Genomic DNA, 15,902 nt, shown 5'->3' with positions numbered 1-15,902 from the left:
GATTAATGCTCTATTGCATTTAGATGCGTTTTTGCATCGATATTATATTTCTTTAGTTTTCTCACGACATTGGACTGATTTAGCCCCAAGTACTTTGCCATTTCATAGGTGGTTATGCATTGTCTGGTTGCTCTTTTTAGCCATCGGATTTCTACTTCTTCCAGCGCTTCCTTCAAGGTACCGATTTTTTCTTCATCCTCCACTTCAGACCGATTGCCGGCTTGCTGCTCGAGAACATGTTGAAATGTAAAAGGCAAAGCATCAGGATAAATGGTTCTCGTTTCTGCTGTAACGACCAGCCGCTCCATCATATTCTGAAGCTCACGGACATTGCCGGGCCAATCATACGCCACCAGCTTTTCTATCGCTGTGCTGTGAAAAAACTTATTCATGCCATACTTTTCATTTGTTTTTTGCAAATAAAAGTGGGCGAGCAAGGAGATATCCTCTCTTCGTTCTCTCAGCGGCGGAATCGTAATTGGGATTACGTTAAGGCGATAGTAAAGGTCCTGCCTGAATTTTCCCTGTCTGACCATTTCAGCCAGATCCTGATTGGTCGAGGCGATCAGGCGAAAATCGATGCTTTTGACTTTTAGTCCCCCTACTCGCGCCACCTTCTTTTCCTGGATGGCCTTGAGCAGCTTCGCCTGTACGGAAAGGGGAAGCTCGCCGATTTCATCCAAAAATAACGTTCCCTTGTCCGCAAGTTCGATAAACCCGGCTTTTCCCGTCCGATTCGCACCGGTAAAGGAACCCGCTTCATACCCAAACATCTCGGACTCGAACAGTGCCTCCGGAATGGCGCCGCAGTTAACTTCGATAAATGGTTCTTTCTTTCTGTCGCTCCCTTGGTGGAGTGCCCGGGTAAACACATTTTTTCCGACGCCTGACTCTCCGAGAAATACAACCGATGCATCTGATTTGGCGACGCGCTCCACGAGTTGCCAAATTTGCCTTATCGCTTTGCTTTGGAGCACGAGATTTTCTATGCTCAGGTCCTTTCCTCGCAATTCCTGGATTTCCGTTTGATACTGCTCCATTCTCGTTTGTAATTCTTCAAAGTCTTCCTTCAAATGCTGTATTTCGGTTAAATCCGTCGAAAAGCTGATCACCCGGATAATCTCACCTGATTCATTCCGAACCGGCAGGCCTGTAGCCATCACCGTACGGCCTGTCGGTGTTTTCTGCATCACCTGAACTTCCTTGTTTTCTTTAAGCACCTTTACCGTCACAGAAGGGGAGAATATATTTTCAGCTTCTAGCTCAAACACAGATTTGCCTATTAAAAAGGCGGAGTCCTTACCATATATAGAGGTGCAGTTAGGACTCGCCCGCAGCACAGTCCCTTTCCCGTCAGCGATCACAATATTATCCTTCGAAGCTTGCAAAATGGCATTAAGTTCAATCTCAAACATATCAGCTTGTGTTTTCATCCAATCACCATGCCTTTTCCCAACAAAATCTATATGTAGATTATAGATTTAAGATTTATATGCTTTAATCAGGGGTTTCGTTTTAAGAACAAAAGATAAACTGAGACCATAAATCGAACCTTATCAGCCCTTTCAAGGGGTTCCGCTCCTTTTCCCGCAAAAAAGCATCCCTTTGGTGAGTGGTTTCGGAATTGATACCCCGCCTCATTTAAAGCAGCTTTCAAACGTTTTTCCCCGATTCCTTCTATTTGTTTCGCTATGCCCGATTCGGTTTGACCTTGCTTTGAAAGTTGCTTAAAATTTCCGCAATACGCAATAAAATTCACTCTCCTTTCACATATAAAACATCATCGATGTTTATTTCTATGTGAAATGAAATTCACCTTTTTTGCAAACAAAAAACCAGTTGATACGGTGTAGAATTCTGTTATTACGGCTAATTGCTAAGCCATTGCGGTTTTGCTTCTTTTTAAGGACTTTAATTAGATTGTGTATTAGCATGTGTTTTTTATTAAAGATTTTTAATATGCTCCTTTATACGTCCATTACCTTTATAGCTAAAGAATTTGGTAGATTGTTGCTTTAGTGATTAGAATAGCTTGTAGACTCTTTTCAGGATTTTGTCTGGTAGGAGTCACAAGAATTTTGGTACAGATCCTTTTACGGAAGTGTATATAGGATGCTTTTACCTTTTGAACACAAGTCCGGAGTAAAGGCATTTTAGATTTACAGATATTCACAAGCGTAATCATTTGCGTAACCATAAATATATATATAATCAAACATATATTTGTATTATAATCGTTTACAAAAGTGAAAACGAAAGTGATTATGCATGTGTTTTGTATCCAAATTCCATAAATACTTAACAAACTATTTAGCGCAAGGGCTAACTCTAAGCTGGACAACCCTGTGGTTTTCTTAATTAAATCCATCAAAGATGAATATGCAGCAAGTCCAAGAGAACTACCAGAATATCTACTTGACCAGGACTAAACGAAAAAATCACTGATAAAGCAACATGCACTGTATCAACAACAGGCAATCGCAGTCGTACAACATTTACTGGAATGCAAAGAGCTCTGCCGCAATCTCATGGAGATTACAGGTAAAGGCGAAGAAAAGTTAAAACGTCGTTTTCATTACGATTTAGTTCGCTGTTTTAGGATAGTTTAAAACTTCCTCTTTATAAAGCAGAGGAATTAAATGATATTGACATTCTCTCGATATATGTTTCCTTGTTACCTGTCCAAGTTTAAAACCAATGCTTATGCGTGGTTTTTTTGTTCTTAATTTCAAAATCCAAGAATACAAGTAAAAACACAAACATCCACGTCTGTGTACGTGATTTTAAAAATATAAGTATATTCTAATATTATCCTGGTAATTAACATAATACAAAATCAAATCCACTTAAAAAGCAAGATCATTAAAACGCTGTTTTAGTGATAATAAAAAAGTCATTATTATGTAATCTACCACCAGTTCCAAGAAGGAAGGAACATTGAGAGACAACTAGTTTTTGTTTGATGAATATCAAACAGTAGTGGTGAGGATTCTTTGAACCTATATCTACAAGTTACAAACACTTTTGTTTACGCAAGTGTTTGTAACTTTTCCGTCCCTACTTTTAGCAGCAAAAGAGGTTGGTATTGTTTGTAGCGGTGATTGGAATTCATTCAATAGATTGTAGACTCTTTCACAATTTTGTTTAGTGGGATTTTTTAATTTGTACAGATCCTTTAACGGAAGTGTATAGGATGCTTACCTTTTGAACACAAGTCCTGCTTATAAGGCATCTTAGAGTGTTTTTTTTACAGAATATTCACAAGCGTAATCATTTGCGTATCCATAGATACATATATAAACAAACATATATTTGTATTATAAGCGTTTACACAAACGAAAACATAAGTGTTTATGAAATTAAGAGACTATTTTTGTGTACATTCCATGTTAGATTGCTTACTGACGGAAATTAGGTTGTTATCTAAATTCAACGAGTATTTATAGAGCTTGGATGCAAAAACACAAGCATAAACATTTATATTTTTTACGTGTGGAATCACGTGAAGGTTTTCCTATCACATTGATCCTGGTTAATTTCTGGTTAAGGTAGCAGTTTAAGTTCATTATTTGTGTTCTTTAACCATGAGCAAAGAAGTATAAAATATACAAATCACAAAAATATTTACACTTGCGTAAACGGTTTTGTTATTATTTGCGAGTTTGCAATTATTTGTGATGGGGTCAATCTTTGCATTTGTTTGCTTAAAATAACATACACTCTATCAGGATTTTGTCTTGTGGAATGTATTTGGGTAGCATTTCTTTTACTGAATTATATATAGAATGATTTACCTCTTGAACAGAAGGTGGTGTAAAGGAAGTTTAACGTCTTGTTGTTCAAAATATTCACAAGCGTACTCACTTGCGCAATCATAAGTACATATACAACCAAACATATATTTGTATGACAAGCGTTTACATAAACGAAAACATAAGTGGTGATATTTATGCTGTTATTAAATTGCAGAGGATTTTATCGAACTTACACACAAAAACACATGCATAAACATTTGTATTTTTACTTATGAAACCAATTGATGATTTTCCTTTTACTTTGAAACATGGATAGCTTTTTTCTGTTAAAGCAGTACGTTTCATTATTAGTGATCTTTAACCAGGATACAGACATGTGTACAACATTTATAACATTATTTACACTTGCGTAAATGGTTTTGTTTTTACTTACGAGCTTGCAATTATTCAAAATATTAAGGGTACTTTATTATATATTTAAAAACAACAAGCAGCTCTGTTGTTGTTTTATATGTTTTTATTTTGTTTATATTGTTTTAATTGTTTTAAGAACAGCTGATCCCTTGATACGACAGGATTCTACGAACCTATCTATCACTTAATCAGCGCTAAGTATCACTATCTCAGCGTGAAGTATCACTGATTCAGCGTTCTAATATCACCTTTTCAACGTGAAGTATCATAATTTCAGCGAACCATCACTTTTTTAGCGTAAATATAGAATAAAAGCCGTTTCGCCCTGCTGTTCCCGGTTATCTGGATAAAACTATCACTATTTCAGCGTAAAGTATCACTGATTCAGCGTTCTACCATCACCTTTTCAGCGTTCAACTACTTCCAACGGTAATTATCACAAATTCAGCGTCAGCACTATATCTTTTATTATCACTATTTCAGCGTGCAGGAATGAGGATAATGTCAGGTGGGTGTCACCGTTCTAACTATCACCTTTTCAGCGTCCCGATGTAAGTTCTGCTTTTCCTGCCCTTTGATGTTACTATCATTAAATCAGCGTTTAGTTTTAACTTTTTCTTTTAATGATCACGAATTCAGCGCGCAATATATCTTATCCCTCATCCATACCTATCTATTCATGATGCCACTTCTTTATGCTAGATTTCAGAGTAAAGGTCAATATGAACGTAATATCACTAAATCAGCGTTGTTTTTATCGTTGATGCTCTAATCAACAAAAAGGATGAGTATTCTGTTAAAGATCTGTTCTATTATCACTTTTTCAGCGTGACAGCTATTTTAAGTATCACTTTTTCAACGTTAACAGTTGTATCACTAAATCAGCGTGTTTGGTAATGCGCTGCCGACTATCACAAATTTAGCGTGAAACGCGTCCTTCTAAGATGAAACAACGTCCAAAAGCTGTATTCAAAAACTATCACCATTTCAGCGCATAACTCATCCAGCTTTTATTTTGTTTTATCCTCTTTTAAGAAAGGAAAATTCAACTATCACGATTTCAGCGTTGCTACAGAAATGAACAATTATCACTAATTCAGCGTTGATTAAAGACAAGTATCACTTATTCAGCGTGAGATAATAGTTATTATCACTCTTTCAGCGTGTAAATGAATAAACTCGTCGATTTTTATAAGTTTTTGGTATTTTTTTCTTTCAATAATGTATCACTTGATTTATAGTAGTGATAAAAGGATAGATCGGAGGTCATTATGGTTGATCAAAAATATGATAACCCACCTCTCAGTGATAGTTTAGCTTATTACGGTATGCAGCATTTAGAAATAAGGGAACCGGATCATTTAAGCGGTCATAACTGGGTAACCAAATCAAATGCCTTGATCGAAAAGACGTATCAGTTGTCTGTCATGGAACAGAAATTGATTCTAACGCTTGCTAGCCTTGTACAGCCGTCTGATGAGGCATTTAGGCCCTATCAGATAAAAGTATCCGATTTCGTACAGCTATTGGGCTTAAAATCGACAGGAAAGTACACAGAAATTCGAAAGATCGTACAAGCTCTCCAGCAAAAAACATTGCCGATCAATACGGGCCAGTCGCTATTAGATATCACTTGGCTATCGAGTGCTGAATATTTTCACGGTAAAGGTTACGTCGAATTGGAATTCAGTCCTAAATTAAAACCTTACTTATTACAGTTAAAAGAGAAGTTTACTACATATCAGTTGAAAAATATCATACAGCTACGCTCTTCCTACTCTATCCGGATTTATGAATTATTAAAACAATATGAGCCCCTTAAGCAACGATCATTTACGTTAGAAGAATTGCGAGAGGTACTCGGCATTGAACCGAAGAAATATAAGTTGTTTGGTCATTTTAAGGATAAAGTGTTGAATGTAGGGAAGAAAGAACTTGAAGAAAAGACTGATCTCCGTTTTGAATTTGAGGAGATAAAAAAGGGCCGCAAGGTAACCGGGATAAAATTCTATATTTACAAAAATAAGGCCAAGGTGAAAAGTATCTCTCTCTCTGGCGATGAGGAATATGAATCTGATGTTCAAGAAGCGTTAGAAAAAATGGGAGTAACTAACATTGTAGCGAAGAGTTTACTCAAAGAGTACGACCTGGACCAAGTGGAACGCAATATTGCTTATAGCAAACTCATTATAGAAAAAAGGAAGCTGGACAATCCTGTCGGTTTCTTAATTAAATCCATCAAAGATGATTATGCAGCAAGCAGCAAGCAGCAAGTTCATAAAGAACTTCCAGAGTATCTCCTCGACCAGGATGAAACGAAAAAACCATTGAAAAAGAAACAGGCACTGCATGAACAAGAAGCAAGCAAAGTAGAAACACATTTGCTGGAAACCAAAGAGCTCTTCCGCAATCTAATGGAGATTACGGGTGGAGATGAAGAAAAGTTAAACCATCGTTTTCAAGAAGAAGTGGTTCGCTGTTTTAGTGATATTTTAAAACAAAGGGAACAATTTAAACTGCCTTTTTATAAAGCAGAGGAATTTAGTGATGATGAAATTCGTTCATTATATTTTTCCTTGTTACCTGTTCAAGTATAAATAAATGCAAACTAAAACCAATGCCTGTGCATTGGTTTTTTGGTTCTTTACTTTCACAGTAGAAACACAAGTGTACACATAAACATCCTCGCAAGTGCACATGTTTATAAAAATATAAGTATAATCATTTTATTTTTTGGTAATACTACTAATACAAATCCACATCATATTTAAGATCACATATTAAGTGACGCTGTTTTAGTGATAATAAAGTAATTAATTATTTATCACCATACATTGTAGTATTGAAATGTTTACCTATAGAGCTCTGAGTAGATAATCTCCACCTTTTTCACGTGTGCTTGATAAGAAGAATGATGATAAACGAATATCAATCATGTTACGGTTGAGAGAAATCTTTGATTACAATCTAAATGTGAGTGAAATAAGAATGGAACTCGATTAGATAAAGTGATAATTAGCTGGGATGATATCTAGAGATTAATCAATGACAAACACTTTTGTTTACACAAGTGTTTGTAAAAACACACATGTACAAGTGAAATTCCATTGTATAAAAACACTTATGTACATACTTGTGTTTTCGTAAACGTTAATGTACATGAAAATAATTTAAAGTTAATTCTTCACTTGCTGCAGCCACTCATCCACCATATGTTTTAAATGGATAGTTCGGTCTTTAAACTCTTCCATTAAAAAACTAATTAATTGAGCTAATGTTACTTCTTCATTATAAGGATTGTTCTTATTAATAAATTTAAGAATCTCTTTAAGCTGTTTGATTCGTTCTGGATCTAGTTTTTGATGTACAAAAGATTCAATGTAGGTTTTTACGATGTCTGTTTGCTTAACAGACATTTCTAACAAAATCATTGTAGCAGAGGATACCGTAAGATCGAGAGCATAGGCCAGATCGGCAAGTTTATCATGCGTGGTCTGTTGAAAGCGAATAGTTACCCTCTTCTTTATCCCACCCCTCTTCACGATACGATGGGTTTGTCTGGTAAGATCACCTAGATATAATAAATGTTCTGAAACTAAAAAGTCTCTTCTGAAATATGAACTCAATTTCTCTATAACGGCTTTAGAGGATAATCCATAGTTGCAGAGATCTTCTGCTACGTCTTTAATGGGTCGATTCGTAACGTAAGATAGCCGTGAAATACAGTCATACAATTCGAGGGGTATCGTAGGTTTGACATCGCGTTTTTTATCGCAGCGCACTTTACGGGTTTTCGTACTGGTATCTTCTTTCTTCATCATTCACCTCTAAATGGATAAATAAGATTGGGACACATTCTCGCAGCCCTAAAATATGTATATGGCATAGGAGAACGTAATATGAGAAGAATTCGATGAAATTACATAAGATACAACAATGCTAAGGAGGTATTCTAACCTGATTACATTATCATTTATGCTTATGTTTACACAAACGTAATTGGATGTATTTTTATATGCAATTTCTTTTAGATTTAATAGTTAGAGAGCATAAGTAAAAAGGTGTAACCGAATATTTGTTTTCGCAAAGGGATGCTGCCACGAGCCTTTTCATTGGTCCCTTCCCTCTTTCTTTTATCCCCAAAAGGAAAAATAAGGTTGGGACACATTCTCCCTGTCCTAAGATATTTTTTGAATAGGGAAGAAGTATGGATTTAAACAAGTGGAATGTCTATTTTGATAATGTTGAATACACAATCCACATCAAAATAATATATGCATATTAAAAAAGAAGTGAATTTAAAAGCATCAACACTTCCGTAAACACAAGCGTTGATGCTTTTACATATTAAGATGTTAAATAATGAATAAACAAAGGAAACAAGATGTTGGTTAAGAAGTACCATATGGATAGGGGATCTGGAACATTCTCCGTCTGCGAAAATACAAAAACTAACCCCTGGAGATACAGTACAAAATTTACATAAAGGGATCTCTGTTGTTAAAAGTGTTTTCTTTATCTCTTATAATGTAAAAATGATCTGTGTAATCTCGGAAGTGGAGGAGGAATCTATTCCTTAAATAACGTTTCCAATTACTGAATGGAGATTTGGATTTATTCTATTTTGTTCTCATTCATTACTGTGCAGATCATGTTACATTCGTAAATCCAATGATGAAAACACAAACGTATACACTTGCATAGATATATATGTAGATATATATGTGCTGGTTTTCCGGTTGTTTGCAAAGGATGGATATTGAAATAGGAGAAAATAATTTGAGTCTTTAGTTTGTTTCAATGAGTTATTTTGTTTAATCAGGTTAATGAGCGCTTGTTTGTATCACTACAATAGCTCTTTTAGTCAATTGAACTATAGTATACGAGGGAGAGTATTATGAGCCTCTTTCGAGGATGACAAACAAAGAGGGCCGTTTATTATTGCAAATATATTTACAAAAACAAATACACATCCGAAAACGGATGTGTATTTGTTTTTGAATGAGAGTATTACTTACATTCTACCGCTTCTTTATGGTCCCTTCCCTCATTTTGTAATCCATCCTTTATAATATGTTTAGGACACATCCTCATTGTGTGTGTCTTTTTATATTCCTAGACTTTTTTGGTATGAAACTTTGAAATGTTGTCCATCCTGTTGTTAGAAGAAGGATTAGCTATGGAGGTGCTTGTAAGTGTCTAAAATAAAAATGAGTGATAAAGAGGCTGCTAAGCTCGCAAAAAAGATATTGGATCATGGTAAAAAACACAGCATTCCATCTAAAAAGAAATAAACCAGGACTTGGAATCTTAATAAAATAGAGTCTCACTTAATTTGTAAACACAAGTGTTTACGAAAGTATAAACAAGTACAAATATACAATAAATAGACTTATAATTTTATGATTACATAATTTCAACGCTTCCTTTAGTAAAGGATACGTACGTGATTTACTCAATATCCTTAGGACACATTATGAGTGTCCTAGGGATATTCCTGTTATCTTAAAAAATACATGTGTTTATGGTTGTGTATTTACAAACGTTTTTGTTTTCAATTTTTTTTATAAAAGGAATACACTTTTTTATATTTATAGGGTGAAGTAATGTTTAGTATTATAAAAAATTATAAAATGATGCTATGAAAATGCTTATTAGTCAATGTGAACGCTCTACATCAGACTTAAGATCATAATCGAGGACGATAAACCTATCATCAAAGGTTGAATTTTAGATTCGATTATCTGCAGTTATTTGTGCTTGCGTAAACATAAGCGTAAACTAAGTAGATGAAATGTAATCCTGTTTTTCACTGATATACATGTTGAATTCCTCTCATTTATAGTAAACGGATCCTCTTGATAGATATATTATTGAGCTCATCATATTATCAAAGGCGATCAGACAATTCATAATAATAGTTGTCCTTTTCCCAGTACTTATTTCACATGATCTTTTAGTTTAACTATAGATACAAATACACAAGCGTTTTTATTTACGTATATGTTTGCGTATATAAAAATGTTAATTAATTATATATAACGTTTTTTGAGTGTTAATCTATATATTCAATTAAACAAACTTCCATAAACAACAAGTAAACGCTTGTGTTATAATTAACTACAAGTGGATACACAATCATTTACGCTTGTGTAGAAGGAATTGTAGATGTATGATCGAATAGAAATAGAAAGGAGGGAACGTGGTGGCAATTACAATTAGTTTTGGCATTCAAAAAGGTGGGGTAGGTAAAACCACAACTGCAGCAATCACAAGTTATTTACTTAGTAAGGATGCAAAGGTCCTGGCTATAGATTTTGATTCTCAAGGTAATTTAACGAGTTTTCTTACACAACGAAATATTTATGATTTTACGGAGAAAACGGTGTTACAAGCATTGAAAGACAAAAATCCAATACCGTACATATATGAAGTTACACCTAACTTGCATGTGCTTCCTGCAGAAGACTACCTTTCCACGCTACCGCAGTACCTATACAGGGAGTATGCACCGACAGGAAAAAACGTAAATGAACTTCTTAAGGATACAATTGCCGTGGTTAAAGATGAATACGATTATGTCATTATTGATATGCCGCCCAACTTGGGAGACCATACAGTAAATGGTGTGACGGCAAGCGACTATGCAGTGGTCCTGCTGCAGTCTGAACCATTTTGTTATGATGCCCTAGAGCGGTATTTAGAGTTTTTACAAGGAGTTAAAGAATATACAAACAAAGATTTAAAGTTAGCTGGAATCCTAACGTGTATGTTAGATGCTAGGGCAACGATAGATCTTTCAATTTTAGAGAAAACAAAAAGTGATTATGAAGACCTCGTATTCGATGCTGTCATTCGCCGTCGAAGCAAAATTAAAGAATATACGATTGAGGGTATTCAAACCCATACAAAAAAAGACAATGAAGCATTGAAACAATACATTGATTTTGTGAAGGAGTTGAAAGAGCGTGTCCAAAAAAGACCGGTTCAACGCACTACTAAATGATAAAGATCAAGAAACAAGTAAGGGCGAAGTAAGTAAAAACGCTCATCTTGCTCTTTTCGGAAACGAAAACACTTCCACCAACGCAAGCGAAACTGAAAGTGTCGTACCAAACAAAGAAACGGTTTCAGCTGAAACTGTAAATATTTCTGAACTTGCTGATAAGCTTGCTGCGGCTAATAAACCCAAACGAGTGAAATTTGAAGATACCCATACGAAATCCACCTATTGGATCCGAGATGATATCTTAAAAGCATTTAATAAGATAGCTGGTGAACGCGGCGAAAAAACGCGAATCATTAACCAAGCATTAATTGATTATTTTCAAAAACTAGAAAAGGAAATGCAGCAGCAATTGTAAAACCACCTATTGAGGTGGTTTTTTTCTTGAAAGCATTTAGTGATTTTATCAATTGAATATATATATTTACACATTAAAGTACCGTAAGTGATTTTATTACCAATAGTTAATGATTTCTCACAATCATTACCGCTTTCCTTGTATTAGGAAGTTGAAATGAAATTTCTGTATAATACATAATATAGGCGAATCATATACGTAAATAAAAGCATATGCATTTTTGGAAACGGAATCATATAAACAAACATAAACGGAAGCAAAATTATAATTGGTTTTATATATAAGTATAAGGCCGTAAATGTATTTGAATATGTTTGTTGTGATGATTCCAAAAATGTAAAACATTTTATATGATCTTTTCTAACAGCCTAAGACTATAACATATATAACTGAATGACTTAAAGATAAGTTCTAGTGTTTTTTACTTGAACACTAAAAACACAAGTGTATCAGTATAAAAAAAGAGTGCTGTCCAATAAGTCATAAAAGTAGCCAGCGGATGCCTGTTACTTTCAGTAGATTGCATTTCCAAACTTGGACATGTACTTTGTCAGGCCCCTGCAGTAACCATCTGCATATTCTACCCTAGTTTTGATCTGAAACACGCAATTGCTCCAGCAACAATATAAAGGATAGCTGTGCCGACTAATATATATACATTTTCGAAAAAAAATATTAAAGTTAGAACCCCTATCACTATTATGGAGATGCCATATGCAATGTGATTTATTTTATTTACTAAACAGCTTAAAACTAATGCAATGACTTGAAGCAATAGCATAATAAAGACCCCAATTGTAAAAAGATAATCAATAGGGGGCTTGATTGCAATAGTAATAAAAACCATCAAATAAATAATTGTTCCAATACTACTACCAATAAGCCCCAATACCATTTCGGCACTTCTTCGCATCGGTATTCCCCTCTTTTGCTCCAGATTTAGATAAGATCAAAATGTTTGGATGTACTATATGCAACAACAGCATGCTTTTATAACGCAAAATGCTTTATATACATATACTTTACAAAAATATTTACACAATTGTTATTAACGGGTCGGTTTAAACACAAGTGCAAACATTTGTGTAAAAGGAAGCCTGCTGCAAGGTTTATTATAAATATATCAACAAATAGATTGAATGGTTAATTGTTAATAGTAGCCTTATAAATCTATTCAATATTGTGTAAAGGCTATTGCCAATAAGAAAATTTTCTATTATGGCTGACAACAATAAAGTAAAAGAATTTAAGCTTGATAATTTCCAGCTCAGGTTTAAAATTGTGTTTATATTTTTACAAGTGTATTCGTTTTTGTTTTTAACTGTGTAAATACATGCGCTTTAACAAGTATCAATATATACACAATCGAATACGGAAGTGAAAACACATGCGCAAATACGCATGTGTTTTTTTCCTTAATATATAAGGGTCTCAATTGTCTTCCTGAATGAATCTTAAATGTAGGAAAAGCAATGTACTGATAAACACATCTCTTTACACATTAAGTAAAGAGATGTGTTTTATAATGAAAAAAGCAAATCAACAATTGCATGATATGGAATATACGTTGTACTTAACTAGCTGCTTTGTGAGTGATAACATTTCGTTTTGGAAAGAAAATAACGACATGAACTCTCTCTTCTGTTCAATTAATATTTATGGAAGAAGGGGATTTCATTGGAAAGAGTTTTCCTGGATTTAAGATATGGTTTGGATCTAGTAATCTCTTTAGGTCCATCATTACATCAAGAGCATTTCCATGCTCTGCCCGCTGATACCTTATTTTTCCTAGACCTACACCGTGTTCCCCTGTACATGTGCCTCCATGTTGTAAGGCAAATTCTACGATAGCCTTGTTGATCTCATGTGCTTTCTTCCTATCATTGGGTTCATCAGGATCGATAACTAGAAGCGTATGGTAATTTCCATCGCCAATGTGGCCAATAACTGCACCATCTATATCGGCCTCTTCCATTTTCTTTCTGGCATGTTCAATGGAATCTGCAAGGCATGAGAGAGGAACACAGACATCCGTTCCTTCAATATGCTTCCCAGGAGATCCATGCCGAAATGCATAGGATAGGTGATGTCGTGCCTCCCACAGTTTTTTTCTTTCTTTAGAGTCTGACTCGTAAATAAAATCCACACATGCCTGTTCTTCCGCTATAAGTCTGGTAAACGCTGTTTCCTGCTCTAATCCGTTGTCGTTACCATGAAATTCTAAGAAAAGAGTGGGCATGACTGGATAGTCTGTCTCTTGAAATCGATTCATCTGTAAGATGGAGCGTGAATCGACCAATTCCATTTTAGCAATGGGAATGCCAGCAGTTAATATGGAGGTTGCAGTATTTAGGGCTTGTTTTACAGTAGGAAAGGCGGCTCTGGCCGCCATCACACATTCTGGAATACCATAAACTTTCAATGTTAGTTCCGTAAATACGCCTAACGTTCCCTCTGATCCTGTAAACAGCCCATTCAAATTGTAACCAGACGAAGATTTTACAGCTTGGCCTCCAGTATGAATTGTACGCCCATCCGCTAAAACAACCTCTAGATCTCGTACCTGGTCACGCATGATCCCATAGCGTACGGCCGTTGTACCGCTCGCGTTTGTGGCAGCCATTCCTCCTAAGGTTGCATCAGCTCCAGGATCTACAGAAAAGAATAAGCCATATTTTTTCAGTTCTTTATTTAACTGCAACTGGGTCACTCCCGGTTGTACTTTCACACAAAAATCAGAAGGATAAATCTCTAAGATTCGATTCATTAAAGCAAAATCCAGGGTGATTCCTCCCTGAACGGGGATGGCGTGCCCTTCCAGTCCAGACCCTGCTCCAAATGGAACAACAGGAATTCTGTGTTCATTTGCAAACGATAGTATGCGGCTAACGTCGTTGGCACTTTTGGGAAAAACGACAACATCAGGAAGATGCGGTTCATGGAAGGACTCATCTTGGCTATGTTGTTGAAGAATCGTCAGGTTCTGTGTAACTTGATCAGAAGAAAGGATCTTGGTTAGCTCCTCAGCAAGAATCATTCCCAGCCCTCCTTTAGTGGATTGATGCGCAAAAGTAAATTTGTGAATATACTGAAAATTCTGTTTACACCTATAGTAGCACACTATATAATTTTCTGTATACAGGATTTGGTATACAGAACTTAAAATGGATGAGGAGGAATGAACTTGAACAAATGGCGATTGAAAAAGGTTGGAATGTGTGGAACAGCAATCTTAGTATTGAGTTTACTCAATGCCTGTGCTCCACCAAAAGGTGCGGATCAAGCATCATCGAGTAAATCATCCGGTTCAAAAGAGGAGATTAAAATTGGCTTCGTTTCACAGCTTTCTGGCGGCGGAGCATTGTACGGGAAACAAATGGAAAATGGGGCCAAGTTAGCAGTGGATGAGATTAATAAGAAGGGCGGCATTATGGGGAAAAAAATAAAGCTCATTATCCAGGATGATCAGGCCAATCCAAGTGAATCCGTAAAGGTGACCCAACGGTTAGTGACAGAGGATCGCATCAATGCATGGATTGGAACCCTGAAGAGTTCGGATACCTTAACGGATATCGGAATTACCTCCAAACAAGACATTCCTAGTTTTGTCCCTGTGGCGGTTGCAAACTCCATAACAGAATCAGACTATACCAACGTCTACCGAAACGTAGCCAACAACTCCATACAGGCCAAGATGTTCGTAGACTACATATTAAAGAAACAGCCGCATAAAAAGCTGGCAATCATTGCTGAAAATACAGATTACGGAAGAGGGCTGTCTGAAGATTTTAAAAGATTCTTTGAAAAAGGTGGCGGGGAAATCGTTAACGTTGAATATTACAACGTTGGACAAAAGGAATTTAACGACCAATTGACAAAAATTAAGGGCAAGAAACCAGACGGGATTGTCATCAGTGGACTTGTCGCCGAAGGTGCTCTTGTTTTAAAACAGGCCCAGGATTTGGGTATGAAAACACAATGGTATAGCTTTGGTGGTTTTAGTGGAGCGGCGCCTATTAAGTTAGCCGGAAAAGCGGCAGACGGTATGATTCATACCGAGTATTTCACGCCCATTAAAGGGGACAAAAAGATTGAGACGTTTGTAAATGCTTATAAAACCAAATTTGGTGACAAACCCGATGCTTATTATTCCGCTGCAACTTATGATGCGGTAAACCTGTATGCAGAAGGAGTTAAAAAGGCAAAGACATTAGATAACAAAAAAGTGAATGACGCACTTCACTCCATCAGTAATTATCAGGGTGTCATGGGAAGCATTTCGTTCCAGGAAGACGGACAAGCCACCACAAAAGTTTGGATGGCACAAATCAAAGATGGTGCACAAACGGTTATTTTCCGTCCAGAATAA

The 15,902-nt window shown here is 35.9% G+C and carries 8 protein-coding genes; 4 read left to right on the top strand and 4 right to left on the bottom strand.

The window, feature by feature from the left end:
- Positions 1-2 precede the first annotated feature (2 nt).
- Positions 3-1,433 carry a sigma-54 interaction domain-containing protein gene (locus M1K46_RS19535; protein WP_256227351.1) on the bottom strand — a complete coding sequence of 477 codons (1,431 nt, stop codon included), beginning with the start codon at positions 1,431-1,433 and terminating at the stop codon, positions 3-5.
- Between the two features lie 4,007 nt (positions 1,434-5,440).
- Here M1K46_RS19535 and M1K46_RS19530 point away from each other — a divergent pair.
- Complete coding sequence (locus M1K46_RS19530; protein WP_256227350.1) at positions 5,441-6,766, top strand: replication initiation protein; 1,326 nt, start codon at positions 5,441-5,443, stop codon at positions 6,764-6,766.
- A 579-nt stretch (positions 6,767-7,345) separates the two neighbouring features.
- On the opposite strand, the gene M1K46_RS19525 is transcribed toward M1K46_RS19530, so the two are convergent.
- Positions 7,346-7,987 (bottom strand): hypothetical protein, encoded by a 642-nt coding sequence (locus M1K46_RS19525; RefSeq protein ID WP_256227349.1) that lies wholly within the window; start codon positions 7,985-7,987, stop codon positions 7,346-7,348.
- 2,387 nt (positions 7,988-10,374) lie between these two features.
- Between M1K46_RS19525 and M1K46_RS19520 the strand changes: the two genes are divergently transcribed.
- Both M1K46_RS19520 and M1K46_RS19515 read left to right on the top strand, forming a co-directional pair.
- Positions 10,375-11,175 (top strand): ParA family protein, encoded by an 801-nt coding sequence (locus tag M1K46_RS19520; RefSeq protein ID WP_256227348.1) that lies wholly within the window; start codon positions 10,375-10,377, stop codon positions 11,173-11,175.
- Positions 11,138-11,533, top strand: a complete 396-nt coding sequence (locus tag M1K46_RS19515; RefSeq protein WP_256227347.1) for a hypothetical protein — start codon at positions 11,138-11,140, stop codon at positions 11,531-11,533. The genes M1K46_RS19520 and M1K46_RS19515 overlap by 38 nt, the downstream gene beginning before the upstream one ends.
- 580 nt (positions 11,534-12,113) lie before the next feature.
- Here the strand turns inward: M1K46_RS19515 and M1K46_RS19510 are convergent.
- Both M1K46_RS19510 and M1K46_RS19505 read right to left on the bottom strand, forming a co-directional pair.
- On the bottom strand, positions 12,114-12,446 hold the full coding sequence (locus M1K46_RS19510; protein ID WP_256227346.1) for a hypothetical protein: 333 nt from the start codon (positions 12,444-12,446) through the stop codon (positions 12,114-12,116).
- Positions 12,447-13,178: 732 nt separating this feature from the next.
- Positions 13,179-14,570, bottom strand: coding sequence for an FAD-binding oxidoreductase (locus M1K46_RS19505; protein WP_256227345.1), 1,392 nt, complete (start codon positions 14,568-14,570; stop codon positions 13,179-13,181).
- 147 nt (positions 14,571-14,717) lie between these two features.
- Between M1K46_RS19505 and M1K46_RS19500 the strand changes: the two genes are divergently transcribed.
- On the top strand, positions 14,718-15,902 hold the full coding sequence (locus M1K46_RS19500) for an ABC transporter substrate-binding protein (RefSeq protein WP_256227344.1): 1,185 nt from the start codon (positions 14,718-14,720) through the stop codon (positions 15,900-15,902).

The sequence above is a fragment of the Fictibacillus sp. WQ 8-8 genome (assembly GCF_024494405.1).
Lineage (GTDB): Bacteria > Bacillota > Bacilli > Bacillales > Fictibacillaceae > Fictibacillus_C > Fictibacillus_C marinisediminis.
The sequence above is the reverse complement of the archived record's forward strand: the minus strand, read 5'-3'. Positions and strand labels throughout refer to the sequence as shown.

Coding starts and splice junctions, on each gene's coding strand:
- M1K46_RS19535 (WP_256227351.1), bottom strand. CDS start 1,433: ATGAAAACACAAGCTGATATGTTTGAGATTGAACTTAATGCCATTTTG.
- M1K46_RS19530 (WP_256227350.1), top strand. CDS start 5,441: ATGGTTGATCAAAAATATGATAACCCACCTCTCAGTGATAGTTTAGCT.
- M1K46_RS19525 (WP_256227349.1), bottom strand. CDS start 7,987: ATGAAGAAAGAAGATACCAGTACGAAAACCCGTAAAGTGCGCTGCGAT.
- M1K46_RS19510 (WP_256227346.1), bottom strand. CDS start 12,446: ATGCGAAGAAGTGCCGAAATGGTATTGGGGCTTATTGGTAGTAGTATT.
- M1K46_RS19505 (WP_256227345.1), bottom strand. CDS start 14,570: ATGATTCTTGCTGAGGAGCTAACCAAGATCCTTTCTTCTGATCAAGTT.